The sequence below is a fragment of the Streptomyces sp. NPDC017936 genome, from assembly GCF_044328485.1.
Classification (GTDB): Bacteria; Actinomycetota; Actinomycetes; order Streptomycetales; family Streptomycetaceae; genus Streptomyces.
This window is the reverse complement of sequence record NZ_JBIRHK010000009.1, coordinates 267,738-292,941: the sequence shown is the minus strand read 5'-3', so window position 1 is coordinate 292,941 and position 25,204 is coordinate 267,738. Positions and strand designations below refer to the sequence as shown.

Annotated in this window: 26 protein-coding genes; 21 read left to right on the top strand and 5 right to left on the bottom strand. The window is 73.9% G+C overall.

What is annotated here, in order from left to right:
- The first annotated feature begins 9 nt into the window (after positions 1-9).
- Together ACH4F6_RS21155 and ACH4F6_RS21150 are read left to right on the top strand one after the other, a co-directional pair.
- On the top strand, positions 10-1,050 hold the full coding sequence (locus ACH4F6_RS21155; protein WP_397961851.1) for an alpha/beta hydrolase: 1,041 nt from the start codon (positions 10-12) through the stop codon (positions 1,048-1,050).
- Positions 1,051-1,510: 460 nt separating this feature from the next.
- Positions 1,511-2,170: a cutinase family protein gene (locus ACH4F6_RS21150; RefSeq protein WP_397961791.1), complete on the top strand. Its 660-nt coding sequence runs from the start codon at positions 1,511-1,513 to the stop codon at positions 2,168-2,170.
- Between the two features lie 142 nt (positions 2,171-2,312).
- Here the strand turns inward: ACH4F6_RS21150 and ACH4F6_RS21145 are convergent, their stop codons facing one another.
- The gene (locus ACH4F6_RS21145) at positions 2,313-3,236 is read right to left on the bottom strand and encodes a DUF6879 family protein (protein ID WP_397961790.1); all 924 of its coding nucleotides are present in this window, start codon (positions 3,234-3,236) and stop codon (positions 2,313-2,315) included.
- 394 nt (positions 3,237-3,630) lie between these two features.
- Between ACH4F6_RS21145 and ACH4F6_RS21140 the strand changes: the two genes are divergently transcribed.
- The 9 genes from ACH4F6_RS21140 to ACH4F6_RS21100 all read left to right on the top strand — a co-directional run bounded on the left by ACH4F6_RS21140 (position 3,631) and on the right by ACH4F6_RS21100 (position 13,078).
- On the top strand, positions 3,631-4,131 hold the full coding sequence (locus ACH4F6_RS21140) for an N-acetyltransferase (RefSeq protein ID WP_397961789.1): 501 nt from the start codon (positions 3,631-3,633) through the stop codon (positions 4,129-4,131).
- Between the two features lie 759 nt (positions 4,132-4,890).
- Entirely contained in the window at positions 4,891-5,766 is an 876-nt protein-coding gene (locus tag ACH4F6_RS21135; protein WP_397961788.1) for an ABC transporter permease, read from the top strand.
- Between the two features lie 39 nt (positions 5,767-5,805).
- On the top strand, positions 5,806-6,858 hold the full coding sequence (locus ACH4F6_RS21130; RefSeq protein ID WP_397961787.1) for an ABC transporter substrate-binding protein: 1,053 nt from the start codon (positions 5,806-5,808) through the stop codon (positions 6,856-6,858).
- Positions 6,845-7,663, top strand: a complete 819-nt coding sequence (locus ACH4F6_RS21125; protein ID WP_397961786.1) for an ABC transporter ATP-binding protein — start codon at positions 6,845-6,847, stop codon at positions 7,661-7,663. Before ACH4F6_RS21130 ends, ACH4F6_RS21125 begins: the two co-directional genes overlap by 14 nt.
- A 28-nt stretch (positions 7,664-7,691) precedes the next feature.
- Positions 7,692-8,576 (top strand): TauD/TfdA dioxygenase family protein, encoded by an 885-nt coding sequence (locus ACH4F6_RS21120; RefSeq protein WP_397961785.1) that lies wholly within the window; start codon positions 7,692-7,694, stop codon positions 8,574-8,576.
- Between the two features lie 663 nt (positions 8,577-9,239).
- Positions 9,240-11,669, top strand: coding sequence for a nitrate- and nitrite sensing domain-containing protein (locus ACH4F6_RS21115; RefSeq protein ID WP_397961784.1), 2,430 nt, complete (start codon positions 9,240-9,242; stop codon positions 11,667-11,669).
- Positions 11,666-12,112, top strand: a complete 447-nt coding sequence (locus ACH4F6_RS21110) for a roadblock/LC7 domain-containing protein (protein WP_397961783.1) — start codon at positions 11,666-11,668, stop codon at positions 12,110-12,112. The genes ACH4F6_RS21115 and ACH4F6_RS21110 overlap by 4 nt, the downstream gene beginning before the upstream one ends.
- Entirely contained in the window at positions 12,109-12,507 is a 399-nt protein-coding gene (locus ACH4F6_RS21105; protein WP_397961782.1) for a DUF742 domain-containing protein, read from the top strand. Before ACH4F6_RS21110 ends, ACH4F6_RS21105 begins: the two co-directional genes overlap by 4 nt.
- Complete coding sequence (locus tag ACH4F6_RS21100; RefSeq protein WP_397961781.1) at positions 12,488-13,078, top strand: GTP-binding protein; 591 nt, start codon at positions 12,488-12,490, stop codon at positions 13,076-13,078. The genes ACH4F6_RS21105 and ACH4F6_RS21100 overlap by 20 nt, the downstream gene beginning before the upstream one ends.
- 97 nt (positions 13,079-13,175) lie before the next feature.
- Here the strand turns inward: ACH4F6_RS21100 and ACH4F6_RS21095 are convergent, their stop codons facing one another.
- Complete coding sequence (locus tag ACH4F6_RS21095) at positions 13,176-14,174, bottom strand: DMT family transporter (protein ID WP_397961780.1); 999 nt, start codon at positions 14,172-14,174, stop codon at positions 13,176-13,178.
- A 21-nt stretch (positions 14,175-14,195) separates the two neighbouring features.
- Here ACH4F6_RS21095 and ACH4F6_RS21090 point away from each other — a divergent pair, with 21 nt between their 5' ends.
- Positions 14,196-15,839 carry a PLP-dependent aminotransferase family protein gene (locus ACH4F6_RS21090; RefSeq protein WP_397961779.1) on the top strand — a complete coding sequence of 548 codons (1,644 nt, stop codon included), beginning with the start codon at positions 14,196-14,198 and terminating at the stop codon, positions 15,837-15,839.
- A 9-nt stretch (positions 15,840-15,848) separates the two neighbouring features.
- Here the strand turns inward: ACH4F6_RS21090 and ACH4F6_RS21085 are convergent, their stop codons facing one another.
- Complete coding sequence (locus ACH4F6_RS21085; RefSeq protein ID WP_397961778.1) at positions 15,849-16,076, bottom strand: hypothetical protein; 228 nt, start codon at positions 16,074-16,076, stop codon at positions 15,849-15,851.
- Between the two features lie 194 nt (positions 16,077-16,270).
- On the opposite strand from ACH4F6_RS21085, the gene ACH4F6_RS21080 reads away from it, so the two are divergent.
- The 7 genes from ACH4F6_RS21080 (at position 16,271) to ACH4F6_RS21050 (ending at position 22,068) form a co-directional block, all read left to right on the top strand.
- On the top strand, positions 16,271-16,618 hold the full coding sequence (locus ACH4F6_RS21080) for a DUF1330 domain-containing protein (RefSeq protein WP_397961777.1): 348 nt from the start codon (positions 16,271-16,273) through the stop codon (positions 16,616-16,618).
- Between the two features lie 288 nt (positions 16,619-16,906).
- Positions 16,907-17,329 (top strand): ATP-binding protein, encoded by a 423-nt coding sequence (locus ACH4F6_RS21075; RefSeq protein ID WP_397961775.1) that lies wholly within the window; start codon positions 16,907-16,909, stop codon positions 17,327-17,329.
- A complete protein-coding gene (locus ACH4F6_RS21070; RefSeq protein WP_397961774.1) occupies positions 17,326-17,784 on the top strand; it encodes a Fur family transcriptional regulator in 459 nt (152 codons plus the stop codon). The genes ACH4F6_RS21075 and ACH4F6_RS21070 overlap by 4 nt, the downstream gene beginning before the upstream one ends.
- A 128-nt stretch (positions 17,785-17,912) precedes the next feature.
- The gene (locus ACH4F6_RS21065; RefSeq protein ID WP_397961773.1) at positions 17,913-19,025 is read left to right on the top strand and encodes a PP2C family protein-serine/threonine phosphatase; all 1,113 of its coding nucleotides are present in this window, start codon (positions 17,913-17,915) and stop codon (positions 19,023-19,025) included.
- Between the two features lie 135 nt (positions 19,026-19,160).
- Complete coding sequence (locus ACH4F6_RS21060; protein WP_397961772.1) at positions 19,161-19,466, top strand: SHOCT domain-containing protein; 306 nt, start codon at positions 19,161-19,163, stop codon at positions 19,464-19,466.
- Positions 19,467-19,483: 17 nt separating this feature from the next.
- Positions 19,484-20,896: a chloride channel protein gene (locus ACH4F6_RS21055; RefSeq protein ID WP_397961771.1), complete on the top strand. Its 1,413-nt coding sequence runs from the start codon at positions 19,484-19,486 to the stop codon at positions 20,894-20,896.
- Positions 20,897-21,729: 833 nt separating this feature from the next.
- Positions 21,730-22,068 (top strand): hypothetical protein, encoded by a 339-nt coding sequence (locus ACH4F6_RS21050; RefSeq protein WP_397961770.1) that lies wholly within the window; start codon positions 21,730-21,732, stop codon positions 22,066-22,068.
- A 52-nt stretch (positions 22,069-22,120) separates the two neighbouring features.
- Here ACH4F6_RS21050 and ACH4F6_RS21045 read toward each other — a convergent pair whose 3' ends face one another.
- Together ACH4F6_RS21045 and ACH4F6_RS21040 are read right to left on the bottom strand one after the other, a co-directional pair.
- Complete coding sequence (locus tag ACH4F6_RS21045; protein ID WP_397961769.1) at positions 22,121-22,558, bottom strand: DUF6325 family protein; 438 nt, start codon at positions 22,556-22,558, stop codon at positions 22,121-22,123.
- A gap of 212 nt (positions 22,559-22,770) precedes the next feature.
- A complete protein-coding gene (locus ACH4F6_RS21040; RefSeq protein ID WP_397961768.1) occupies positions 22,771-23,511 on the bottom strand; it encodes a GAP family protein in 741 nt (246 codons plus the stop codon).
- A gap of 311 nt (positions 23,512-23,822) precedes the next feature.
- On the opposite strand from ACH4F6_RS21040, the gene ACH4F6_RS21035 reads away from it, so the two are divergent.
- Entirely contained in the window at positions 23,823-24,587 is a 765-nt protein-coding gene (locus ACH4F6_RS21035; protein ID WP_397961850.1) for a YhjD/YihY/BrkB family envelope integrity protein, read from the top strand.
- Between the two features lie 414 nt (positions 24,588-25,001).
- Positions 25,002-25,157: a hypothetical protein gene (locus ACH4F6_RS21030; RefSeq protein WP_397961767.1), complete on the top strand. Its 156-nt coding sequence runs from the start codon at positions 25,002-25,004 to the stop codon at positions 25,155-25,157.
- The last annotated feature ends 47 nt before the right edge of the window (positions 25,158-25,204 follow it).

Genomic DNA, 25,204 nt, shown 5'->3' with positions numbered 1-25,204 from the left:
GCGGCATGGATGCTCGCAGCCCTGGCCGTGGTCGCGCCGGCGGCTTCGGCACAGGCCGCCGACGGCACCGCACCACCGCCGATGGCGAACGGGTTCGGCCTGACCCAGGTCGGCGCGCCGACAGGGACCGCCACCACCTTCCACCTCACCGTGACCACGCCCGAGGTCGCGGGTGAACAGCACATCAAGATCATTCTGCCGAGCGGCTACTACGACGACCCGGGAAGGCGTTACCCGGTGCTGTACTTCCTGCACGGATCGCCCGACGACCCGTTCCAGCAGAACTATCCGGCGCTGACCACGTCGGACTCGATGATCACCGTCATCCCGGACGGCGGCGCCCGGGGCTGGTACGCCAACTGGCTCAACCAGAAGACCCCGGCCGGTGCCCAGAACTGGGAGAACTTCCACCTCAAGCAGGTGATTCCGTTCATCGACGCGAACCTTCGGACCATCGCCACCAAGAAGGCGAGGGCCATCGCCGGCGTCTCCATGGGCGGGTTCGGAGCCTTTCACTACGCCCAGGTCCGTCCCGACCTGTTCGGCCAGACCGCGTCCCTGTCAGGAGACATCGACCTGTCGGTCAGGTCCATGGACCTACGGCTGGCCGTCGTCGCCTCCCTCATCGACGCGACGGGCGCGATCTGCGGCTCCGCGTCCGGAGCCTGTGACCCCGACGACTCCCCGTACAAGCCCGCCGTGGACAGCGACGCCGCGTTCGGCTCGCCCTACCCGGTGTTCAACGCCGACTGGCGGTGGAACGAGGTCGACCCGTCGCAGCACATGGACAAGCTCGTCAAGGGCGGAGTCGGGGTCTCCCTCTACGTGGGCGACGGAGGCGGCTCGCCCCTCGAACCGGAGTTCTGGGTCGCCGGCGCGGCCAAGAACGTCAAGGCGGCCATGGACGCCCTGGGCATGTCCTACTACTACGTCAACTACGGCGACGGTTCCGGCTGGGGCACCCGGTGCAACGGCGGCCACAACGCCGGCTGCTGGGAACAGGATCTCCGGGACCTGATTCCCCGGCTGGAAAGGGCCTTCGCCTCCTGACCGGTTCAGGCCCGGACCGTGTCCGACGGCACGCGCCCGCCGTCGTCCCACCCGCCGCTCGTGCGGTCCGGGGGGACGGCGGCGGGCGTCTGCGTCGGGTACGGGCCGGGCCGGCTCTCACCCTCGCACCGGTGTCGCCCCGGCCTGCGGCACGAGCTCGCCGCGCCCACGGCGGTCCGCGGCCCCCTCCGCCGGCGCGGTGCGCTGTGCGGCCGCTCCTCTCCGGCCGTGGGCGGCCGACGGCAGGGGGCGCCGACGACGTACCGGTGGAACCGGCCGCCGTCCCCGCCGCGGTGGTGCCGGAGCCGCCTTGCCGGTCGGGTCGTGCGCGTTTCACCGGGATGTCATCGGCTGCTGTCACCGTCGTCCGGTGACCACGGCCGACCGTGCGCCGCACCGGACAGCGGACGCGTGGGCAGACGGCACGGGACGCACAGACCGACCACACGGGGAGGATCGAATGCGCAGAAGAAGGTTCGCGGCCGCGTCGGCGGGACTTGTGCTGACAGCAGGGCTTTCAGCGGCACAGGGGTCGACGGCACAAGCAGCGGCTTCGTGCGAGGGCGCCTACCCGATCGTTGTCGGCGGCACGGGAAGCTCGTGGAACAACGACGGCTTCACCGGCAACATCCAGCAGCACGTCGGGTACCCCACGCAGATTCCCGACGGTGCGAGCGCCCGGGCGGGCGTCGACGAGCTGAACCGGCTGGTCCGCGACCAGCGCGCCGCGTGCCCGGGCCGGCACGTCAAGATGGGCGGGTATTCCCTGGGCGCCGCCGTGGTGCACATCTGGGTCACCGAGAACTGGCAGACGTTCGACAACGTCAACGCCGTTCTCATCGCGGATCCCGAACGCCAGGGCCCTCCCGGCGCCGACGGCGGAGCCGTGCCGTTCGGCGGCCTCGTCGGCGCCCCGCTGGCCGGCGCCGACAGGTTCTTCGGAAACGTGCCGGTCAAGACGATCTGCCACGGGGACTACGTCTGCGACGAGTCCGCCGGAATATGGACCTACCCGAACAACCACGTCAGGAACTACCCGCACGACTTCGACATGGATCACCACAACGACAGCGCCGACGAGGAGTGGTACAACGGCGCCTGGTACCCCGCCTCCTGGTGACCACGGGAAACCCGTCGGCCGGGCGCGCAGCCGAACCCTCCGCCATCTGCCACCGGCCGGCACGAACCGGCTGCCGGCAGATGGTGAGGCGCCCGTGCCGTTCGGGCGGCGCGGCCCGCCCACGTGCACACGGCCCCGGAAATCACGCGCCGACCGCCCCTGGCTCACCTGTCGGGGTCCCCGCCGTCTGCGTCGGCACGCCCACGTCCCAGAGCTCGGCGAACCGCTGTGTCCTCAGCCTGACGTAGTCCTCGTGCGCTCTCACGCGTGTCGAGATGTTGACGTGAAGTTGATCCTGTTCGATCTCGTAGCAGGTCGCCTTGTCGAAGACGATGAATTCGTCCACCAGGCCCCGCCTGACGTTCTGGGGCAGCCGCGTCCGGACGAGAACACGTGTCTCGATGCCCAGTTCCTCTTGCTCCAGGCCGAGTTGACGCAGGTCGTCGTTGAGGTCCGCCGGGTCGTCCACCAGGAACAGCCGTCGTACCGTCACCCCCCTCGCTATCGCCTCGCGCTGCGCCTGCAGATAGCGGTCGGCGGGACCGCTGTGCCAGAAGTCCCGGTCCACCAAGGAGAGCGTGCTCGTGGTGTCGATGGAATCCGTGGCGCAGTCGGTGAGGGTCAGCAGCCAGTCGTGGTTCTCGCCGGCGCAGTCGACACTCCCGCTCTTGAGCGCATCCATGTCAGCGGCGAGGCGCCGCATCAGCTCCTCGGCGAAGCGCCGCATGATGTCGGGACCCCTGGAGACGACCTCGACCGCACTGGTGGCCAGCGCGGCCACCCCGTCGGAAGGCAGCCTCTCCATCTCGCTGTACACCCTGGTCGCCTCGCTGATCTCAGCGAAGCTCCTCACGATCGTTTCCTGTGTCTGCGCATGGTGCTGAGGCAGCACGGCCTTGAAGTCCCTCACCTGATCGATGAGGTCGCCCAGGAGTTGAAGGATCAGGAGGCAGCCACTGACGAAGAGGCCGACACCGATCTGCCACTTGGCCTCCGAGTTCGCGACCTTGGCGATGACGGACGCCAGGCCGCCCGCCGCAAGCGAGATGAGGACCTTCCACCACATCCGCCATGCGCCGGATCCTCCTCTCCACGGTGCGCCGTTCGGGTCAGGGCTCGGCCCCATCGCCATCGTGTATCCCCCCACCAGTACCCGTGTCGGTCTCTTCCTCAGGGCGTTGCGAAGCCCCTCCACGTCAACCGGAACGCGTGAAGGGACGGTTGGTCGCGGATGCGCTGTACCAGGGGTTGCCACTGCCAGGTGAAGCCCGGCGTCTCCTCCAGTGTGCCTCACGGGGCGGCGAGTTCCCGGAACACTCGGACACGCGGTGTCCAGCCCGCCACCTCGCGGATCCCCCGACGGACGGCACACCGCGACGTTTCCGGCTCCTCCGTCCTCACGCTCCCGGAGCCGGTAAATCCTTTTACGCGACGCGCTCCGGCGTGGTTGGCTCACGCCCATGACCTGGCTGCCCCATGACTTCACCCATCCCCTCCACATCGACATACCGGGCGGCGAGGGCCACCGACTGCGTCCGATCAGCGGTGCGGACGCGCCGCTCGACTACCCCACGGTGATGGGCTCGCGGGAGCGGCTGTGGTCGATCTACGGCGAGGCCTGGGGCTGGCCGCCGGCCACGATGTCGTACGAGGCGAACCTCGCGGACCTGGAGCGGCACGCCGCGGAGATCGAGGCCCACGAGTCGTTCAACTACACCGTCGAGAACGCGGACCGCACCGCCCTGCGCGGCTGCATCTACATCGACCCGCCGCAGAAGCAGGGGGCGGACGCCGAGATCTCCTGGTGGGTGGTGGACGAGGAGGTGGGCGGTGCGCTGGAGCGGGCGCTGGACGCGTTCGTGCCGCGCTGGATCGCCGAGGACTGGCCGTTCGAGCAGCCGCGGTTCATCGGACGGGATCTGACGTGGGAGGAGTGGCTGCGGCTGCCGGAACACCCGTGAGCGGATGCCCGGCAGGACAGGGGCTCAGGACCCGCCGCCGGAAGTCCCCGCCCGCACCGACATCCCCGCTCCCGCACCCCCCGCGTGCACGTCTTCCCGCAGGCCGGCCCGCGAGTTCGTCGCGTGGCCGCGGGGACCTTCTTCCGCTCCGGTCCGGCGCAGCGATCAGCCCGTGCGTTGACACCAGCACCGGCTCCCTCGGCTCCGGCCCGTTGAGCCGGCGCGCGAACCGCCCGCGCACGGCAGCCGGTTCGCTCGTCCGTCACCTGGCTCCGGCAGAGCCGTCGTCACGGCCACGCCGACGACCGATCCGGCCGGCAGCCACGGCAGGCCCCGCGCGACGCCGCTGACCTGAGTCGGGGATTCGCCGTCGGTCGGGTACGCCTGCCTGGCCGTCGCTGCTGTGGGACGCCCCTGGTCCCCTCCCGGCGGACGCTCCGTTCCATCACGTGGGACGCCTCTTGGTGCGGAGCCGGGGCTGCTGTAGAACTGGGCCATGATTCCCGAGCCCTTGGTGCGACGCCTGGTCATCGACCTGTGCCGACGCGCGGGCTCGTGTTGTTGTTGATCCGGCGATTCTGCTGATCCAGCGATTCTGACGCGCCCCGTCATCCGGTGATGTCACCCGGCGGGGGCCGTTCGCGCACCCTGGCCGCAGGGTGCTCCCCCTGCTTCGTCCAGCCACTTTCGCTCGGGACCGGCCGCCCCTGTCGGTCGACGGCAGCCGCTCATGTCCCGGCGCCCCACGGAGGACGCCCCATGTCCACGACGTCCCGCCTGCTCAAGCCCGACACCTCGGCGGTACCCGCCGGCGCACCGCCCGAACGCCGCTCCCCGACAGGGAAGGCGGGAGCGCGGGTGCGCCATGTCGCGCTGCCCTTCGGCTCGTTGCTGCTGTTCCTCGCCGCGTGGCAACTGCTGGCGGCGAGCGGGACGTGGAGCGAGACACTGGTCCCGCCACCGGCCAAGGTGTGGGACGCGTTCGTCGCCGTGTCCACCACCCACGACGGCGTGCGCGGCTACAACGGCACCACCCTCGTCGAGCACCTGGGCATCAGCCTGCGCCGCATCGCGATCGGAGCCGGCCTCGGCATCGCCCTCGGGGTGCTGTCCGGGCTGCTCATGGGCACCGTCGGCCGGCTGCGCTCGCTGTTCGAGCCCTGGATCACCTTCCTGCGGACGCTGCCGCCGCTGGCGTACTTCTCGCTGCTCGTCATCTGGCTGGGCATCAACGAGGAGCCGAAGATCACCCTGCTGGCGGTGGCGGCGTTCCCGCCCGTGGCGGTCTCCACCACCACCGCGGTCACCGCCGTGCCCGCGAGCCTGATCGAGGCGGCCCGGGCGCTCGGCGCCTCGCGGTGGGGCGTCGTCAGGGACGTCGTCGTGCCGTCCGCCCTGCCGGAGACGCTCACCGGTGTCCGGCTCGCCGTCGGTGTGGCCTACTCCTCCCTGGTCGCCGCCGAGTTGGTCAACGGCCTGCCCGGCATCGGCGGCATGGTCAAGGACGCCGCCAACTACAACAACACCCCCGTCGTGCTCGTCGGCATCATCGCCATCGGCGTCTCCGGCCTGATCATCGACGGCCTGCTGCTGCGGCTGGAACGCGCCGTCGTTCCCTGGCGCGGTCGCGCGTAGAAACCCCCGCACCTCCCTCTGCACAGAAACGGCTCCGCCATGTCCCGTGTCCCGCAAGGCCCGTCCCGCCGTCTCCTCCTCGCCGGCGCCCTGGCCGCCGTCTCCGCGGCCGTCACCGGCTGCTCCTCCGACAGCGAGGCCTCCACGTCCGGCGGCTCCGAACGGCTGCGGATCGGCTACTTCGCCTTCCCCAGCGGCGACCTGATCGTGAAGCACAAGAAGTTGCTGGAGAAGGCGCTGCCCGACCACGAGATCACGTGGATCAAGTTCGACTCCGGCGCCAGTGTGAACCAGGCCTTCATCGGCAAGTCCCTCGACATCGCCGCGCTCGGCTCCAGCCCGTTCGCACGCGGGGTGTCCGGCAGCTCGCCGATCCCGTACAAGGTCGCCTGGATCCTCGACGTCGCCGGGGAGAACGAGGCCCTGGTGGCGCGCAAGGACACCGGGATCTCCGACGTCGCCGGGCTCAAGGGCAGAACGATCGGCACGCCGTTCGCCTCCACCTCGCACTACAGCCTGCTGGCCGCGCTGGAGACGGCCGGGCTCGAGGCGTCCGACGTCAAACTCGTCGACCTGCAGCCGCAGGCAATCCTCGCCGCCTGGCAGCGCGGCGACATCGACGCCGCCTACGTCTGGCTGCCGACCCTGGACGAGCTGCGCGAGACCGGCACCCAGCTCACCAGCAGCAAGGAGATCGGCGGGGCGGGCAGACCCACCCTCGACCTCGCCGTCGTCTCGGACGACCTGATCGACAGGGACCCGAAGGCCATCGACGCCTGGCGCAAGGCGGAGGCCGAAGCCCTGCGCCTGCTCAAGTCCGACCCCGACGGCTCGGTCGAGGCCGTCGCCGCCGAACTCGGCATCAGCGCCGCGGACGCCGGGGCGCAGCTGAAGCAGGGCGTGTTCCTCACCCCGGAGCAGGTGGCCTCGGCCGACTGGCTGGGCACCGACGGCAGCCCGGGCAAGCTCCTCACCTACGTCACCGACACCGGCCGGTTCCTGGCCGACCAGAAGCAGATCGACGCCGCACCGTCCGGGGACGTCGTCCGCAAGGCCTTCTACCTCGAAGGGCTGTCCGATGCCGTCAAGTGAGCTCACCGGCGCCCGGGACGAGGCGGACCCCGCGCGTGCCGGGTCCGTCCGCCTCGACCACGTCACCCACCGGTACGGCCGGGGCGGCGAGGCGTTCACCGCCGTCGGCCCGGTCGACCTGACCGTGCCGGCGGGGGAGTTCCTCGTCCTGGTCGGCGCCTCCGGCTGCGGCAAGAGCACCCTGCTGCGGCTGATCGCCGGGTTCGAACGGCCCACCGGCGGCTCGGTGCGGGTCTCCGGGGCCGAACCGCGGCCCGGCGGGACGGCCGGCGTGGTGTTCCAGACGCCGCGGCTGTTCCCGTGGCGGACCGTGCGCGGCAACGTCGACCTGGCGCTGCGGTACGCGGGGGTGCCCCGTGCGCGGTGGCCCGAGCGCCGCGCGGAACTGCTGGCCCGGGTCGGCCTCGAGGGCACCGAGGAGCGGCGCGTCTGGGAGATCTCCGGCGGCCAGCAGCAGCGCGTCGCCATCGCCCGGGCGCTCGCCGCCGAGAACCCGCTCCTCCTCCTCGACGAGCCGTTCGCGGCGCTGGACGCGCTGACCCGGGAGCGGCTCCAGGAGGACGTCCGCCGGGTGACCGACCGGACCGGACGGACCGCGGTGTTCGTCACGCACTCGGCGGACGAGGCGGTCTTCCTCGGCTCCCGCATCGTCGTGCTGACCAGGAGCCCGGGAACCGTCGCCCTGGACCTGCCGATCACCCTGCCCCGCGGCGACGTCGACGCGGAGGAACTGCGCGGCTCCCGGGAGTTCGCCGAGCTGCGCGCGCAGGTCTCCCACTCCGTCAAGGCCGCCGCGGCGGTCTGATCCCCGCACCACACGAAAGGACACGCAGGTGAGCATCCTCAGCGAGCGGCCCGCCCCGGCGGCGCTTCCGGTCGTCGAACTCGGCCCCCACTTCGGCGCCGAGATCCACGGCATCGACCTCGCCCGCCTCGACGACGACCAGGTCCTCGCCCTGCGCGCGGCACTCGTCAGGTACAAGGTGCTGTTCGTGCGCGGCCAGCACGGCCTCGACGACGCCGCGCAGATCGACTTCGGCAGGCGCCTGGGCGAGGTCACCGCCGGGCATCCCGTCCACGACTCCGGTGACGTGGCTCCCGAGGTGTACTCCCTGGACAGCCAGGACAACGGGTTCGCCGACGTGTGGCACACGGACGTGACGTTCGTGCGCAGGCCCCCGGCGATCTCCGTGCTGCGGGCCGTGGTGCTGCCGCCCCACGGCGGCGACACCAACTGGGCCGACAGCCAGCTCGCCTACGCGTCGCTGTCGCCGGGCCTGCGGGCGTACGTCGACACGCTGACCGCCGTCCACGACGGCACCCGGGAGTTCGGCTACTACCTGGCCCGGCGCCGGCAGGGCCGCGGCAACCTGTGGGAGGGCGAGGTGTTCACCGAGCTGAAGCCCGTCGAGCACCCGGTGGTGCGGGTGCACCCCGAGAGCGGCCGCAAGGGCCTGTTCGTGAACCCCGGCTTCACCTCGCACATCGTGGGCGTCTCGGAGCACGAGAGCCGGGGCCTCCTCGACATCCTGTACGCCCACCTCACCAAGCCCGAGCACGTCGTGCGGCACCGCTGGCAGCCGGGTGACGTCGCCCTGTGGGACAACCGCAGCACCGCCCACTACGCCAACCGCGACTACGGCGACCAGCACCGCGTCATGCACCGCATCACGGTGCGCGGGGACACCCCCGTCGGCCCCGCCACCGCGGCCCGCTGACCCGCGCGGGACCCGGCGGCGGCGTTCCCGCGTGCCGGGCCCGCGCTCACCCGGGGCCCGCTCCCGCGCCGGCGGCCCGCGGGGCCCGACCCGGCCGGCGCCACGGCCTCCTCGTCCGCCGGCGGGAGCGCCCGTCCGCCAGGCCGGGCGGCGGGCCGGCGCGCCGGTGCGGCCGTCCTCGCGGTGGACGGACGCCCGGTGCTGCCCGTTCCTCACGGAGGCGGGGCGCGCTGTCGTCGGCGACGGCCCGGCCGCCTTCACGGACGAGGGTGCTCCTCCCGCTTCCGGCCTTCGGCCGGGTGAGCGGCGCGCCGGCACGACAGGGGACGCCGTGCCCTGAGGCCGGGCGACCACCGGGCCGCCGGGTGGCGATCAGCCCGGTGGTCGTCGGGGAGCCGGCCTCCGTCCCGGTCGGCGGGGAAACAGCGGTCCGGCCCGCCGGTGCGTTTCCCCCCGGCCCTCGCCGTCCACGGCGGGGCGGGGCGAGCGGGTCTCCCGTTACGAGGGGATAGGTCCGTTTCCGCGGGCCGCCTTCCCTCCCGTCACCGAATGCGCTTTCGGCCATCGCACGCCGTATGGCTAATATCAGGCCATCAACCGCTACTGTCTGGCGCGTTCTCGTCACAGGTGCGGCTGACCGGTGACGAGGAGGGTGTCCTGCGGGTGAGCGGATCGAACAGGGGCGGACGGCGCGGAGCGGACGGCGCGCGGGCCGGCCGCCGGCGGACGGGCGCGACGGACGGGCAGCCGTGGACGGCCGGTGAACGGCGCCTGCCGCTGCGCACGGTGCTGCTGGTGCTGCTGCTCGTGCCCAGCGTGGCGCTGGTCTCGCTGTGGGGCCTGGCCACGTACGAATTGGGCGACGAGTACCGGGTGCAGGCCGCCCAGCACGACCTCAAGACGACCGTGGGCCCGCGCAACGCGGCCCTGTTCAACGCCCTGGAGCGGGAGCGGCGGCTGACCCAGGAGGTGCTGGCCGCGCCCGAGGCGTCCCGGACCGACCTGGTCCGGCAGCGCACGGTCACCGACCGCGCCCTGCGGGCCTTCGAGCCGCTGGCCTCCGCGGACACCGGTGACGGCCAGCAGGGCCTGGCCGAGGCGATCTCCCGGACCGTGCGGGTGGCCGGACGGCTCGCGCAGGAGCGCCGCGCGGTGGACGCCGGGACCGCCGACGAGGAGCGGGCGTTCACCTACTACACCGAGGCCATCGCGGCCGGCACCGAAGTCTTCGCGGCCATCTCCCGCGGCGCCAACGGTGAGGTGACCGGCCTGTCGCAGGTCCTGTTCGACCTGAACGGGGCCGTGGACATGATCTACCGCGAGGACGCGCTGCTGGCCCGCGGCTGGCCCTCCGGCCGACTGTCCGACGAGGACTACGACCTGATCACCGACGCCGTCGGCACCCAGGAGTACCTGCTCGCGTCGCGCGTGGCGCCGAACCTCAACGCCGAGGAGAGCCGGCTCTACACGGCGATGATCAAGAGCGAGGAATGGCAGGCGCGGGTCGCGCTGGAGGAGCGGCTGCAGTCCGCCGACGGCGAGGGCATCACGCTGTCCCGGGCCCGCGCCGAGCAGTGGCGGACCGCGGCGGACGCTTCCGTCGCCCGTCTCGAGGCGCTCATCGGCGTGCACAGCCAGGTCTCCGACGCGGCCGGCGCCGCCGCCGTGCGGGAGCTGGAGGTCTACCTGTACTCCGCCGCCGCCCTGGGCCTGTTCGCGGTCGTCCTGGTCGTGCTGATGACCTGGCGGCTGACCACGCTCCTGCGCCGGCGCGTCCTGGCCGTGCACAGCCAGGCGCAGGACCTGGAGCAGCGGCTGCCGCGGGTGGTCACCCGGCTCGAACAGGGCGAGGACGTGGACGTGGACGCCGAGGTGCCCGAGGTGTCCCCGGCCCCGGACGAGTTCGGCGAGCTCAGCCGGGCGCTGAACCTGGCCAGCCGCACCGCCGTGCACACCGCGGTGCGCCAGGCGGAGCAGCACCGCGGCTTCGAGCGGCTGCTGCAGCGCATCGCGCGCCGCACCCAGCTGCTGATCGGCCTGCAGCTGAAGAAGCTGGACGAGCTGGAGCGCCGGCACGAGGACCCGCAGCTGCTGGAGGGCCTGTTCGACCTGGACCACCTCACCGCCCGGCTGCGCCGCTACGAGGAGAACCTGGTGATCCTCGCGGGCGGCCAGCCCCGGCGCCGCTGGCGCAGGCCGGTGCCGCTGCTGGACGTCCTGCGCGCCGCGCAGGGCGAGGTCCAGGACTACCGGCGCGTCGAGATCGACGTCGAGGGCCGGCCGTGGATCTCCGAACGGGCGGTGGGACCGCTCATCCACATCCTGGCCGAGCTGATGGAGAACGCGACCGCGTTCTCCAAGCCGCCGGCCCCGGTCGAGATCAAGGCGGCGCCGGTCAGCCGGGGCGTCGTGGTGGAGATCGAGGACCGCGGACTGGGCATGGAGGCCCAGCAGTACGAGGCCGCCAACGCCCTGATGCAGGCACCGCCGCAGATGGACGTGATGACACGTGCCGACGACGTGCGCCTGGGCCTGTACGTGGTGGCCCGGCTGTCGAAGAGCCTGGGCCTGCAGGTGGAACTGCGGCCGTCGGCGTTCGGCGGCACCCGCGTCATCGTCCTCGTGCCGCAGGACCTCGTGGCCGAGCGGCCCCGAGCGGTGCCGGACGCGGCCGACAGCCCGTCGCCCGACGGCGCCGGCGCCGCCCCGCCCCCGCCGCGCCGACCCGCCGGTCCCCGTCCCGCGGACGAGGACCACCCCGCGGACGGCCCGGACGACCTGCCGGTGCGCTCGCGGGGACGGGCGATGGCCGACGTCACCGCACCGGCGCCGGTCCCCGCGCGGCCGGATCCGCGGACCGGGCCCGCACCGCTGCCCCGCCGGACGCGTCAGGCCAGCCTGGTGGACGAACTGCGCGCGCCGGCCCCGCAGGACGCCCCCGCCTCCCAGGGGCCGTCCAGCGCCCCGGCCCGCTCCGGCGCCACCATCGGCGCCTTCCAGCGGCAGTCCCGCAAGCACCGCGCCGCCGGTGCCCGGCCGTCCGCGCCCGGCACCGACCAGCCCGAACCGCCCACGACGGAAGACCGAGGATGACTCAGCGAACCACCGCCACCGACGCAGACCTGGACTGGCTCCTCGACGGACTGGTCGACCAGGTCGCAGGCACCCGGCATGCCGTCGTGCTGTCCGACGACGGCCTGGTGATCAGCCGCTCGAAGACCATCGAGCGCTCCGACGCCGAGCGCCTGGCCGCGATCGCCACCGGTCAGCAGAGCCTGGCCCGCGGCGTCGGACAGCTCTTCCAGGGGGGCCCGGTCCACCAGGTCATCGTGGAGATGGCCGATCTGTGGCTGTTCGTCACCGCGGCCGGCCGCGGCACCCACCTGGCCGTGGTCGCCTCCCAGGAGGTCGACGCCGAAGTGATGGCGGTCGCCATGCACACCCTGGTCCAGCAGGTGGGCCAGAAGCTGGGCACCGACGAACGCACCCCGCAGTCCGACCCGTCCCCGCCCGCCGGCCCCGGGGCCGGCGCATGAGGCACTGGGCGGAGGAACCGGAGGACGACGCCGACGAACCGCTGGTCCGTCCCTACACCATCACCGGCGGCCGTACCACCGCCGGCCGTGACGACCTGACCCTGATCACCCTGATCTCGGTGCAGACCGCGGCCGGCACGGACACGCCGGCCGGCCGGCACGCGCTGCAGCCGGAACACCGCACCGTCCTGCGCCTGTGCGCGCGCAGGCCCGTCGCGGTGGCCGAGATCGCAGCCGAGCTGGACCTGCCGGTGTCGGTGACGAAGATCCTCATCGGCGACCTGATCGACGCCGGCCGGGTGAAGGCCCGACCGCCCCTGACCTTCACGCACAACGGCACCCTCCCCGACATGACGATCCTTGAGGCGGTGAGAAATGGGCTCCGCGGGCTCTGATCCGGCACAGACGGCCCAGGCCGTGAAGATCCTGATCGCCGGCGGCTTCGGCGTGGGCAAGACCACCCTGGTCGGCTCGGTCAGCGAGGTCGCCCCCCTGCACACCGAGGAGAACCTGACCCGCGCCAGCATCGGCGTGGACGACCTGGTGGGCATCGACGGCAAGACCACCACGACCGTGGCCCTGGACTTCGGGCGCATCACCATCAGCGACGAGCTGGTGGTCTACCTGTTCGGCACCCCCGGCCAGGAACGCTTCTGGTTCATGTGGAACGACCTGGTGCACGGCGCCCTGGGCGCGGTGGTCCTGGTCGACACCCGCCGCCTCGAGGTCAGCTTCGCCTCGATCGACTTCTTCGAGAGCCGCGGCATCCCGTTCGTCGTCGCGGTCAACTGCTTCCACAACGTCCGCGACCGCACGCCCGAGGAGGTCCGCACCGCCCTGGACCTGGACCCGCAGGTCCCCCTGGTGATGTGTGACGCACGCGAACGGGCCGAAGGCCGGGACGTCCTGCTCACCCTGATCGAACACCTCATGTCCCGCCACGCCGAGGTCCAGCCGACCGCGTGAACCCCGGCCGCGGGGCCGGCCGGACGCGCCGGCCCCGCGGCCTTCACCCCGCACCGGGCACGGCCGCCGTGCCCGTGCCCGGGGCGAACGTGCCCGGTCACCCGTCGTGGGGAAGCCCCCCGCCGCCCGCGCCGGCCGAGCCCGCCCGCGCGGGCGCCGGGGGCGAGGCGGGCGGGGAGCCCGCGGCGGGGGAGTGCTCCACCGCCGTGCCCTCCCCGGCGGGAAGGCCGCGCGGGCGCAGGCCGCCGACCAGGCCGAGGATCAGCACGGCGATGCCCAGCCACACCGAAGGACTCGGCATGCCGGTGCCCGAGACCGCGCCGGCGGCCGCCGCGGCGAGCGGCGCGATGCCGGTGAGCAGCCCGGCCCGTCCGGCCCCGACGGCGCGAACCGTCGAGTACCACAACACGAAGGCGACCGCCGTCACCATCAACGCGAGGTGGCCGACGGCCGCCCACTGGGCCCCGGACAGCTCCCGCACCGCCGAAGGCCCCTCCGACGTCACACCGAGAACGGCCAGCAGCACCCCGGCCAGCCACATCGCGTGCAGGGACACCCCCCACGGGGAGTGCCGCCGCAGGACCGGTACCGCGAGCAGCGTGAAGGCCGCCTCGCAGCCCAGGGCCAGCGCCGCCCAGGCCAGCCCCACGGCGTCGGTGCGTCCCGTCCCCTCCACCAGCACCGCGCCCGCCATGACGACAGGCGCGGCCCACAGCACCTGCCGGCTCGGCCGGCGCCGCTCCAGCACCGGGCCCACCACCCCGAGGACCAGCGGCACGCACGCGACCGCGACGGCGATCACCGCCGGTTCGGCGTGCTCGACGCCGCGGACCACGGCCACGTTGAACAGCACGAGACCGGTGACCGCGATACCGGCCAGCCACAGCCACTCCCGGCCGCGCGGCCACACCGGACGCGCACCGGCGAGCCGGGCCATGACCAGAACGATCGCGGTCGCGGCCGCGTAGCGGACCGCCTGGGTGGTGAACAGCGGGGCGTCGACGAGCGTGTGCGAGACGGTGACGCTGCTGCCGACCAGCGCCATCCCGACCATGCCGGGCAGGAGCCGGCCGAACGAAGCGGAAGATGTGTCCATGCCGACCACGGTGCCCGCACAATGGACGTCATGGACAGGTCCACGAACGCGTCGGTGCAGGGGTCCAAACAGGGGGGCGCCTCGGCGGACGGCACCCCGGCCCGCGACCGGACCACCGGCTCGGACTTCCTCCAGCTGGACATCGGCCAGGCGCCGCCCGGCGGGCGCACCGCCTGGCTCGCCGGGCAGCTGCGGTCCGCCATCGCCGACGGCCGGCTGCCCGTCGGGACGCGGCTGCCCGCCAGCCGGGTCCTCGCCGAGGAACTGCGCGTCACCCGGGGCGTGGTCACCGAGGCCTACCGGCGGCTCGCCGAATCGGGCCAGATCGCCGGCCGTGGCAGGCTCGGCACGGTGGTCGTGGCGGCTCCCGCCGCGCCCCGCGAGCGCGACCGCGACGCGGCGGGGCCCGCGTCCGGCGCCGGGCCGGGCCCCCGCTCCCGCGCCGGGGCCGGATCCCGCACGGGGGCCGGACCCCGGCCCGGCCCCGTGATCTTCGGCTCGGGCGGCCGCGAGGGCGCCGTCGACGCCCTGCGCGCCGTGCCCTGCCGGATCGATCTCTCCCCGGGCGTGCCCGACCTCGCCGCCTTTCCCCGCACCGAGTGGCTGCGCGCCGAGCGCGCCGTCCTCGCGGGCGTCACCCCGGCCGACTTCGGCTACGGCGACGCGCGCGGCGCCCCCGCCCTGCGCCGGGCCGTCGTCGGCTGGCTGGCGCGCAACCGCGGCATCCGCGCCGACCCCGACGAGGTCGTCGTGGTCGCGGGTGTGGCACAGGCCCTGAACCTGCTCGGGCACATCCTGCGGGAGGACGGCGTCCGCCGGGTCGCCGTCGAGGACCCCGGATCGCTCGGGGCGCGCCAGCAGCTCGAGTACGGCGGCCACTCGGTCGTCCCCGTGCCCGTGGACGCGGGCGGTCTCGACGTCGGGGCACTGCGCGACAGCGGCGCCCCGGCGGTGCTGATGACGCCGGCCCACCAGTTCCCCACCGGCGTCGTCCTCGACGGGGAACGCCGCCGCGAGCTGCTGGGCTGGGCGGCCGACGGCGGGATCGTGATCGAGGACGACTACGACGCCGAGCACCGCTACGACCGGCCGCCGGTGCCCGCGCTGCGCTCGCTGATGCCCGAGGGCGTCTGCTACGCGGGCAGCGTCTCCAAACTGCTGGCGCCCGCGCTCCGCGTCGGCTGGCTGCTCGTCCCGCCCGACCGCCTGGACGCCGTCGTGACCGCCAAGCGCTACGCCGACCTGGGCAACGGCGTCCTCGCCCAACTGGTCCTCGCCCGGCTGATGGACTCGGGCGCACTCGAACGGCACCTGCGTCACGCCCGGCGGCGCCACCGCCGGCGCCGGGACGTGATGCTGCGGGCCGTCGAGGAGCACCTGCCCGGCGCCCGCGTGCACGGGGCGGCGGCCGGCCTGCACCTCATGGTCACCTTCGACGACCCGCCCGGCACCGCCCGCGACCACGGCCCGCGCGCCCGCGGCCTGCGCGACACCGACCTCGCCGCGGCCGTCCTCGACCGCGGCGTGAAGGTGCACCCGCTGTCCTGGCACCGGCTCGCCCCCGGCCCGCCCGGCCTGGTGCTCGGCTACGCGGCGGGCCCCGCCCACGAGATCGAGGAGGGCATCGCCACCGTCGGCGCCGTCCTGCGCGGCTCGCTCCGCTGAGGGGCCGCGTCAGCGCTCCTCCGGCCGCCTCCACGCGTGCGGCCCGCCGCCCCGCCACTCGATCGGCCCGGACGTCCGCGCGCAGGCCTCGTCGGCGTCCTCGACACCGGCCCGGCGCAGGAAATCGGCGACGTCCAGCGGGCCGTACGCGATCCCCAGGAACTGATCGCCGACGCGCACCCGGCGCCCGCCGTCCGCGGCGGGCGGGTAGACGACGACGGATCGTCCGCAGTCCATGGGACCAGGGTGGGGCCCGCGGCCGCCGCGCGCACGCGGGACCCCCGGGGCGCTCGGGGACGGGAGCCGCCGCACCGCGTACGACGCCTGCCCCGTCCGGCCGCCGGCATCGATTACCTGCCGGGTCATCGACCCCGGCACAGGCGCATGCCACGATCATCCGCGAACGGAGCCCGACCGACCGGAAGGACACCATGCCCGCCTACGCCATAGCCCACCTGCGAGAGGCCGCTCCCCACCCGGACGTCACCGAGTACATCGAGCGCATCCCCTCCACCTTCGAGCCGTACGGCGGCCGCTTCCTCGTGCACTTCGCGCAGCACGAGGTGAAGGAGGGCAGCTGGCCCGGCGCGGTGGTGATGATCGGTTTCCCCGGGATCGCCGAGGCACGGGCCTGGTGGGACTCACCCGCCTACCAGGAGATCGCCCCGCTGCGCTCACGGCACATCGAGGGCGACATCATCCTGGTCGAAGGCGTCGCCGAGGACTACGACCCGGCTGCCACCGCGAAAGCCCTGCGGGAGTCCCTGCCCGCCGACTGAACCCCGGCGGCCCACCGCCGCCCCGCGGCTCCCGGCGGACGGCATCTATGCTGTATTGACCGGAATCCGGCGGGAATCACGAAAAATGCCGGCATCCACAGACTTGACCCACTCCAAAAGAGGCGTACGGTCGTACGGGAGATCTGCCACCGTCCCCGAAAGTCCCCCCTCATGGATCGCACTGCTCCCAGGAAAGTCCGCCCGGGCGGACCGATCGCCGACGCGGCTCTCCCCGGTCCTCAGCGCTCCGCTCCCCGCCCCGCGTCCGGCCCGCCGACCGGGGCCGGCGTGGAGTCGTTCGTCGGCGGACCCTGGTCCCTGCCGTGGTCGCCGACCGCGTGCGGGCTGGCGAGGAACGTCATACGCGACGTCCTGCCCCGCTGGGGCCTGCACGACCTGGTCCCGACCGCGGAGCTGCTGGTCAGCGAACTGGTGAGCAACGCGCTGCGGCACGCCTCCGGCCCGCTGCGCCTCACCCTCGAGCGGGTGTCCGACCTGCGCTGTCTGGTCAGCGACGGCACCACGGACTCCCCCCGTCCGACCGACGCGGGCCCCGACGACGAGAACGGCCGCGGGCTCACCCTCGTGGACCTGCTGGCCGCCCGCTGGGGCTGTGAGCGCGGACCCGAGGGCAAGAGCGTCTGGTTCGAGCTCCCCGGCGACACGGACACCCCCGACCCCGACACGGACGGGAGGGGTGAGGCGGCGTGACCACCGCTACGGCAGCCGACGAACCCATGGCGCTGGCCGCCGCACGGCTGCGTACGGCGGGCATGCGCGTGACCGCTCCCCGCATGGCCCTGCTGACGGCCGTCTCCGACGCGCCCGACCACCTCGACGCCGACACCCTGCGCGAGCGCGCCCAGCGGATCACCGGCCGGCTGTCGCTCCAGGCCACCTACAACGTGCTGCGCGCCCTCACGGACGCCGGCCTGGTCCGGTGCACCCAGATCCCCGGTCACCCCGCGCGCTACGAGACCGAGCGCCACGACAACCACCACCACTTCGTGTGCCGGACCTGCGGAGCCATCCAGGACGTGACGTGCACGGTCGGCGCGGCTCCCTGCATGGAGCCCCAGCTGCCGGAGGAGTACGACACGCAGGAGGCCGCCGTCACCTTCTGGGGCCTGTGCCCCGGCTGCCGGGACACGGTTCCGGCGTCGTGAGCGATCCCGGCCGTTCCGGTCCGGCGCGGCGTCGGGTGCGGTGAGGATCCGCGGAAGCGGCTGATCGCCGGACGCGAGGGAGCCGTTCCCGCCGATCGCCGTCCGCTTTGTCCCTATAGGATCAATTCGTGATCAGTTCAGGACGGCTCCGGCGGCGCCATCGTCCCCACGACGGCCAGCGGAGAGCCGTACTGCTGTCACCGGTGATCGTCACCGTCCTCATCGCCGGCCTGGCGTTCTCCACTCCGCGGGAGATTGCCTTCAGTCGCCTGCTGCCCGCGGCCCCCGCCCTCGCCGCCGCCTTGTGGCCCGTGCTCCCGACGGTGGTGCTGGGCGCGTTCTGCCTGCTGATCATGATCGGCCTCAGCTTCGTCTACTCCGATCTGGGGACGCCGTACACGGCCGCCGCGATCGTCGCCGTCACCCTGGCGGCCGCCTACGCGAGCCACCTCCGGCTCCAGCGGGAGGAGGCGCTCTTCCAGGTCCGGCTCGTCGCCGACGCGGCCCAGAAGGTGCTGCTGCGTCCGCTGCCGCACCGGGTCCAGGACATCGACCTCGAGTCGCTGTACCTCGCGGCACAGGAGCAGGCCCAGATCGGAGGCGACTTCTTCGAGGTCGTCGACACGGCGTACGGAGTCCGCCTGCTCATCGGAGACGTGCGCGGCAAGGGGCTGTCCGCGGTGGGAGCCGCCTCGGCGATGATCAACTGCTTCCGGGAGAACGCGTACGACGAGCCCGACCTCAGGAACGTCGTCCGCCGCCTCCAGACCACCAGCACCCGCTACAGCGCCGCGGTGCCCACCGACGACCAGTCGGAGCAGTTCGCCACCGCCCTCCTCGCCGAGATCCCGCGGGGCGGCGGGCTCGTCAGGATCCTCAACTGCGGTCACCCGCCGCCCGTGTTCGTGCGCGACGGGCAGATCCAGGTCCTCGAACCCACCGTCCCCTCCACCCCCCTCAACCTCGCCGCGCTCCTCGGCGACCACTACCACCTGGACACCGTCGCCTTCCGGCCGGGCCACCAGATGCTGCTCTACACCGACGGCGTGTCGGAGACCCGGGACCGCGCCGGCGTGTTCTTCCCGCTGCCGGACTGGATGCGCCGGCACGGCCAGGCGCCGCCGCGCGAGCTGCTGGACCGGCTCCACCGGGACCTGCTCCACTACGGCGGCGGACGCCTCGACGACGACATCGCGGCCCTGGCGGTGCGCTGCCGGCACACCCGGTCCGAGGGTCCCTGACCCGTCCTCGGCGGAGCGCGCGCCCGGACGCGGGGCGCCGTCCGGCAGGCCGCCGCCGCGCTGCCGGACGTGCGGGGCGGGTGGGCCGGTGCTGCAATGGCTGAAGAAGCCGTCCGTCAGGGGAGATGAGTGAGCATGCCAGGACTCCTACGCGGTGTCGCCCGCACCGCGGCGATCGCCGGCACGGCCACCGCGGTGTCGAACCGGGTGTCGCGGCGCCAGGCGGGCCGCTGGGCGCAGCAGGCCTCCGAACAGCAGTCCATGACGCAACCGGCCGCCGCCGCGCCGTCCACCGCCGCGCCCGCCGCCGAGCCGTCCGCCCCCCTCCACGACGACATGACGAGCAAGATCGATCAGCTCAAGCAGCTCACCGACCTCAAGGCGCAAGGCGCGCTCACCGACGAGGAGTTCGAGGCCCAGAAGCGCCGGGTGCTCGGCTGAGGCGGGGGCACGGGGCCGTGACCGAACGGGGGTCCGACGCGGCGCGGCCGGTCGGTTCACAGCCCGAGGAGGCGGACCGGCTGCGCGAGCTGCTGCTCCAGCGCGCCTACCAGAGGGCTCTCGTCTTCTGCGCGCTCATCGGTGTCCCGGTCGCCCTGCTCGCGTTCTGGTTCCTGGCCGGGCTGCACGAGCTGGAGCGCCTGCTGTGGTCCGACCTGCCGGAGCGACTGGGCTGGGACACCCCTCCGTGGTGGTGGCCCCTGCCGCTGCTCACTCTCGGCGGCCTCGCGGTGGGCCTCGTCGTGAGACACCTGCCCGGCGCCGGTGGTCACGTCCCCGCCCTGGGGCTGCACGCGCCGGGGACGACCCGGGCCGCTCTGCCGGGGGTGGTCCTCGCCGCCGCGGCCAGTCTGCCGCTGGGCGCCACACTCGGACCCGAGGCACCCCTGATCGCGCTGGGGGGCGGCCTGGCGATGCTCTTCGCCCATCTGGCCCGCGCCCCGGCGACGCCGCAGAGCACGGCGCTCCTGGGCGCGGCCGGTTCCGCGGCGGCCCTCTCCGCGATCTTCGGCAACCCGCTGGTCGGCGCCGTCATCCTCATCGAGGTGGCGGGCGTCGGCGGCCCGCGGCTGTTCGCCGTCATGCTGCCGGCGCTGCTGTCCAGCGGGGTCGGAGCGCTGGTCTTCACCGGGTTCGGCCGCTGGACCGGCCTCTCCACCGGCAGCCTGACCCTGCCCCTGGGCGTCCCCTCGCCCCGGCTCGACGCCGGGGACGTGCTCTGGTCGGTGGTGATGGCCGTCGGTATCGGTGTCGCCCTCCACCTGATCCTGTCGACGGGGCGCCGGGCCGCCGGCTTCGTCGCCGAGCGGACCGTCACCCGCACGGCGCTCTGCGCACTGGCCGCCGCGGCGTGTGCCGCGGTGTACACGCTGACCGTCGGCCGGTCACCGGCGGACGTGGCCTCGTCCGGTCAGGCGGTGCTGGCCCGGCTCGCCGCGGACCCCCACGCCTGGGGCGTCGGCGCCCTCGTCGCCGTGCTGGTGTGCAAGGGAGCGGCGTACGCGCTGTGCCTCGGCAGCCTGCGGGGTGGCCCCATCTTCCCCTCGCTGTTCCTGGGAGCCGCGGTGGGAGTGCTGCTCGCGCCGCTGCCCGGACTGGGGGTCGTGCCCGGCATGGCGGCCGGCATGGCCGCCGCCTCGGCGGCCGCGCTGCGGCTGCCGGTGAGCAGCGCCGTGCTGATCGTGCTGGTCCTGGGCAGTGCCGAGATGATTCCGGTGGTGATCCTCGCGGCCGTGGTGGCCTTCGTGACGGTCGAGGTGCTGCCGCCCGGCCCCCGCTCCGGTCACGGGCCCCCGGCCGCCGGTCACGGGCCTCCGCCCTCCGGCCCGCCGGACGGCGGGCCGGGGACCGGGGCCGGCGGACCGCCGTGAGCGGTCACGCCCGGCCCGGCCCCCCCCCGCACCGCCGGGGCCGGCCCCCGCACCGTGCCGCACGGGACGGGCGGTACGCGCCACGCGGCACGAGACGTGCAGCACCACGGACACGCGGCACCGGACACGCGGTGCGAGCTCCCCACGCGGCGGACGCGTCGGTGCCGCGCCACGGCGGACCACCGGGCGAAAGCCCTCCGCCGCCCCGCGGTCCCGGTGACGGCCGACCGCGCGGTCCCGGGCCCGGGCCGGGTGGACGACCGGGCCGCGCAGGGGGGAAGGAAGCGTCGTGAGCCCCGCCGAGTCGGCCGCCGGCTTCCGGGACGAGCCCGCGCCGCCGGACCGCCCGGAGGGTGAGCGCGAAGCGCGGGTCGTCCCGCCGGTCCACGAGGACGTCCGGCGGCCGGCCGTCGTCCGGCGCACGGACGCCGTGGCCGGTGAGCCGTGCGCCGCGCCGTCCGCCTCGAACACCGCCCCGTGCTGCGACAGGTGCGGCCGAGGGGACCGGTGTCCGTGGCCGAAGCGCGGGAGGAGGAGCCGGGCGACGGTCCCGCCGGGGTCACCGGTGCCGCGGTCCGCGGGGCGCCGGGAAGGCCGTGGTGCTCGACGGACGGGTGGTCCCTCACGGAGCTCCCCCGCCGCGGACGCCGTTCACCCGAAAGCACCAATCCGGCCTGAGCAGGCGATCCGTGTTCGGCGCGACGAGTCGCCGGTCGTCACCGTGCCGCCGCCGGCGGCTCGGGGCGGCGACGCCGGGCGGGCGCGGTGATTCTGACGGATATTGGTGCCCGGACGACGTTCCGGCCGGTCCCGGCCGCGGCACAGGAGGCCCGATGTCCGTTTCACGGTCGGTGACGACCCTCGCCGGCATCATCCTGCTCGGCACGACGACGGCTGCCTGCGCGGACAAAGAAGCGCTGGGCACGATCGAGACGCGCGACGAGAAAGGCAAACTGGTCGAGACCATCGTGAACCCGCCGGTCGAGGGGTGCCACCGGCTGGGCGAGGGGGTGACCCGCGTCCACAACTACACGACCAACGACCTCGTCCTGTACCAGAAGGCGGACTGCACCGAGCCGCAGGACGGGAGCAGCACCTATGTGGGCACCCAGCTGTCGGACGTCGCGGCCCCCGTCGAAGGTCCGTGGCGCAGCTTCACCATCGTCGGCTGACCCTGCCGCCCCGGTCGCCGGTCCGGCGACCGGGGCCCGCCCCCCGGACCTCTCACGCCGTGGCGTCGGCGGCTTCCAGCGACGCCAGCAGGGCCTGCACCGGGATGCGGCCACCGGCCACCATCTGCGCGCCGCTGCGCCGCAGCGCCCGTGCCAGGGGAGCGGCCCAGGTGTTCTCGTACACGAGGACCGCCGCCGAGTTGCCGGGCTCGAGCGCCGTGCCGGCATCGTCCAGGTCCCCCTGGTCGAGCAGCCCGGAGGAAGCGCCCTCGAACACGGTCAGGTCGACTTCGTCCCCGAGTTCGCGCAGTTCCACCGCGGTGACCGAACCGTCGGTGTCCTTGCGGATGAAGACGAGGTCGATGACGCGGATGATGCCGCGGTCGACCAGGTCGACGAGCAGGGGGAAGCCCTCACCGGTCATGCGGTTCCCGGGGAACTCGACGATCAGGTAGTCGACGGGCCCCATGTCCTCGAGATCTTCGTTCATGGCCACTCCTCGGCAGTGCGCACCGGCCGGGGACGATGCCCTGGCCGTCGGCCCACCGGCGGCGCGCGCGGGATGCGAACGGGGACGGAAAGTCCCCCAGTCATTGCAGCACCGCGGGGACGGGCCCGCATGTCCGTCGAAGGCCCGGCCCACGCGTTCGCCGGGAGGCCGGGCCGCGCCTCCGCCCGCGTGGACCGACCGGTACCGGCACGTCAACCGGTCAGCTGCCAGACGCTCTTTCCCGCCAGCCACAGGCCGACCGCGAGACTGCCCACCGCGATCGCCCGCTGCGCGTGGTCCTCCATCCACGTGCGGATCCCGAGCAGCCGGCGCTGCGCCGCCGCGGGCGCGCACACGGCGTACAGCTCGGCGGCGAGCAGACTCGCGGTGGCGACCACGCAGAACGTGACGAGGACCAGCCACGTCGAGGCGCGGGAGGTGTCGGCCTGCATGACCGTCAGCGCGCCCGCGGCCACGAGTCCCCACGGCTGGAGGAGGACCGCCAGTCCCGCCGTCGCGACGACGGAGCCGCGGTCCGGCCGGGCGCCGGGGGACGTGGACGACCCGGGGCGCGGCGCTCCGGCCGCCGTGGACGGCTCCGGCCGCGACGGCCGCCGGTCCGCCACCCCGGCGTGCCGGGACGCCGTCCGGTCCCGGACGAGCCGCCGGCCCCGGACGGCGCCGTAGACCACCAGCGACACGCCGATGACGAGCTTCACCACGAGGGCGGCCGTGGACGGGGGTGACCTCGGTGGCGGCGGCTGCCCCCCGGTCAGTGCGAGGACCAGGGCGATCACCACGACGAAGCAGGTCAGCCAGCCCAGGATGAAGGTCAGTCCCTTGAGCACCCCACGGGCCGAGGCCACCACCAGGACGAAGGCCATGAGGGGAAGCGGGTCGAGGGTGATGGCGAGGGCGATGAGCAGCAGGTCGAGGACCATGGGCGATCCCATCGTGCACGAACGGGACGAGCCTATGCAGGGGTGCGGGCGGTCGCATCCTCGCGCCCGCTCCCGGCCGGGGCGCCGCGGGTGCCGCGGCGGGCGCGTTCACGCACTCTGGACGTGGGAAGGAGCAGCCCGATGGAGATGTCCGCGTGGGGTCCGTCGCCGTGAGGCACGGGTCCGGGGCGCGCCGCGGCCCCCGCTCCGTGACGCGCCGCACCCGGTGGCGGGACCGGACGCGTGCGGCGGCCGCCCGGGCCAGGGCCCTCCACGCCCGTCTCGAGTCCCGGCTCCCGGTGATCACGCGTGTCGTGGACCGCATGGTGGCGGTGAACATCTTCGACTCCGCCACCCGTCTCGCGGCCCAGTGCTTCCTCACCGCGGTGCCGCTGCTCTTCGTGGTCGGCGCGTACGCCCCGACGGCGGTGCAGCACCAGCTCGTCGCCTCGGTGAGCGCCGTCTTCGGCCTGACCGACGGCGCCCGTTCCCAGTTGGAGCAGGCGTTCCGGCCCCCGAACGACGACCTCCGGCAGGCCACCGGCGTGGTCGGCGGACTGATGGTGCTGCTCTCGGCGACGGCCGTCAGCCGCGCGATGCAACGGCTGTGCCGACGGGCCTGGGCGCTCCCGAGGGCCGGGGCGCGGCTCGCTCCCTGGCGGTGGCTGGCCTGGATCGTCCTGTGGCTGGGCGTCCTGGTCGTCCAGGGACCGCTGCGCGACGGGTTCGGCCTGGGGGCGTGGCTGGGCGTCCCCGTCACCCTGGTGACCCAGACGGCCCTGTGGTGGTGGACCCAGCACCTCCTGCTGGGCGGGAGCGTCCGCTGGGCTCCGCTCCTGCCGGGTGGCGTCCTCACGGCGGTCGCGGTCACCGTCCTGTCGGTGACCGCCCACTTCTACATGCCCCGGGCACTGAACCGGGCCCTGGCCGACTACGGTTCCGCGGGATCCGTCTTCGTCCTGCTCTCCTGGCTCATCGTGGTGTGCGTGGCCATCGCCGTCAGCGTCAGCGTGGGTGCCGTCCTCTCCGGGGAGCCCTTCCTGGCGGCTCGCCTCGGCGTACCGACGGCTCCCCGGGCCCCCGAGTAGCCGGCGGACGGGCGCCGGGGTCCCCCGCCGGATGCCGTTCGGCGGACGCGGCACCTGGACGGCGCACCCCGGATCGCCGGCGGCCCGCCGCGGTGGTGTGATGGCGACATCGGCCAGGGCCCCGTTGGCGAAGACGGGGTCCTGGCCGGTCGCACTCGACCGCACGGCGACACGGGCGCCCGCCCCCGGGACCGCCGTGACGCGGCAGGCCGGCCGCGGAGGCGGTCTCGGACCGGGCCGTCGGGCGGCGGTCTTCGACGCGGCCGGAAACCACGGCGGCACGCCGCCCCGGCGGCACCGGGTGTCAGTGGTGATCTTTAGGGTGTAGGCGTGGTCCGGTTCCGCACGCGCCCGCGCGCGTGCGGAACCGGACCACGTCCCCGCACGTCGAGCCCCTGAAGGAAGCCGCCGGTCATGTTCCAGGAGACCCCGATCTACGCCCGCCTCGTCACCGAGCGAGGTGACGTGCCCGGCCAGGTGCGCCGCGACGCCGAGCGGATACACCAGGACCTGGCGCGCGTGATCACCGCCGGTCCTCCGTCCGTGCCCGGCCCCGCGCGCAGAGCTTGAGAGCCGTTCCCCGGTGACCGGCGACCGGCACCGAGGAATCCGTTGAG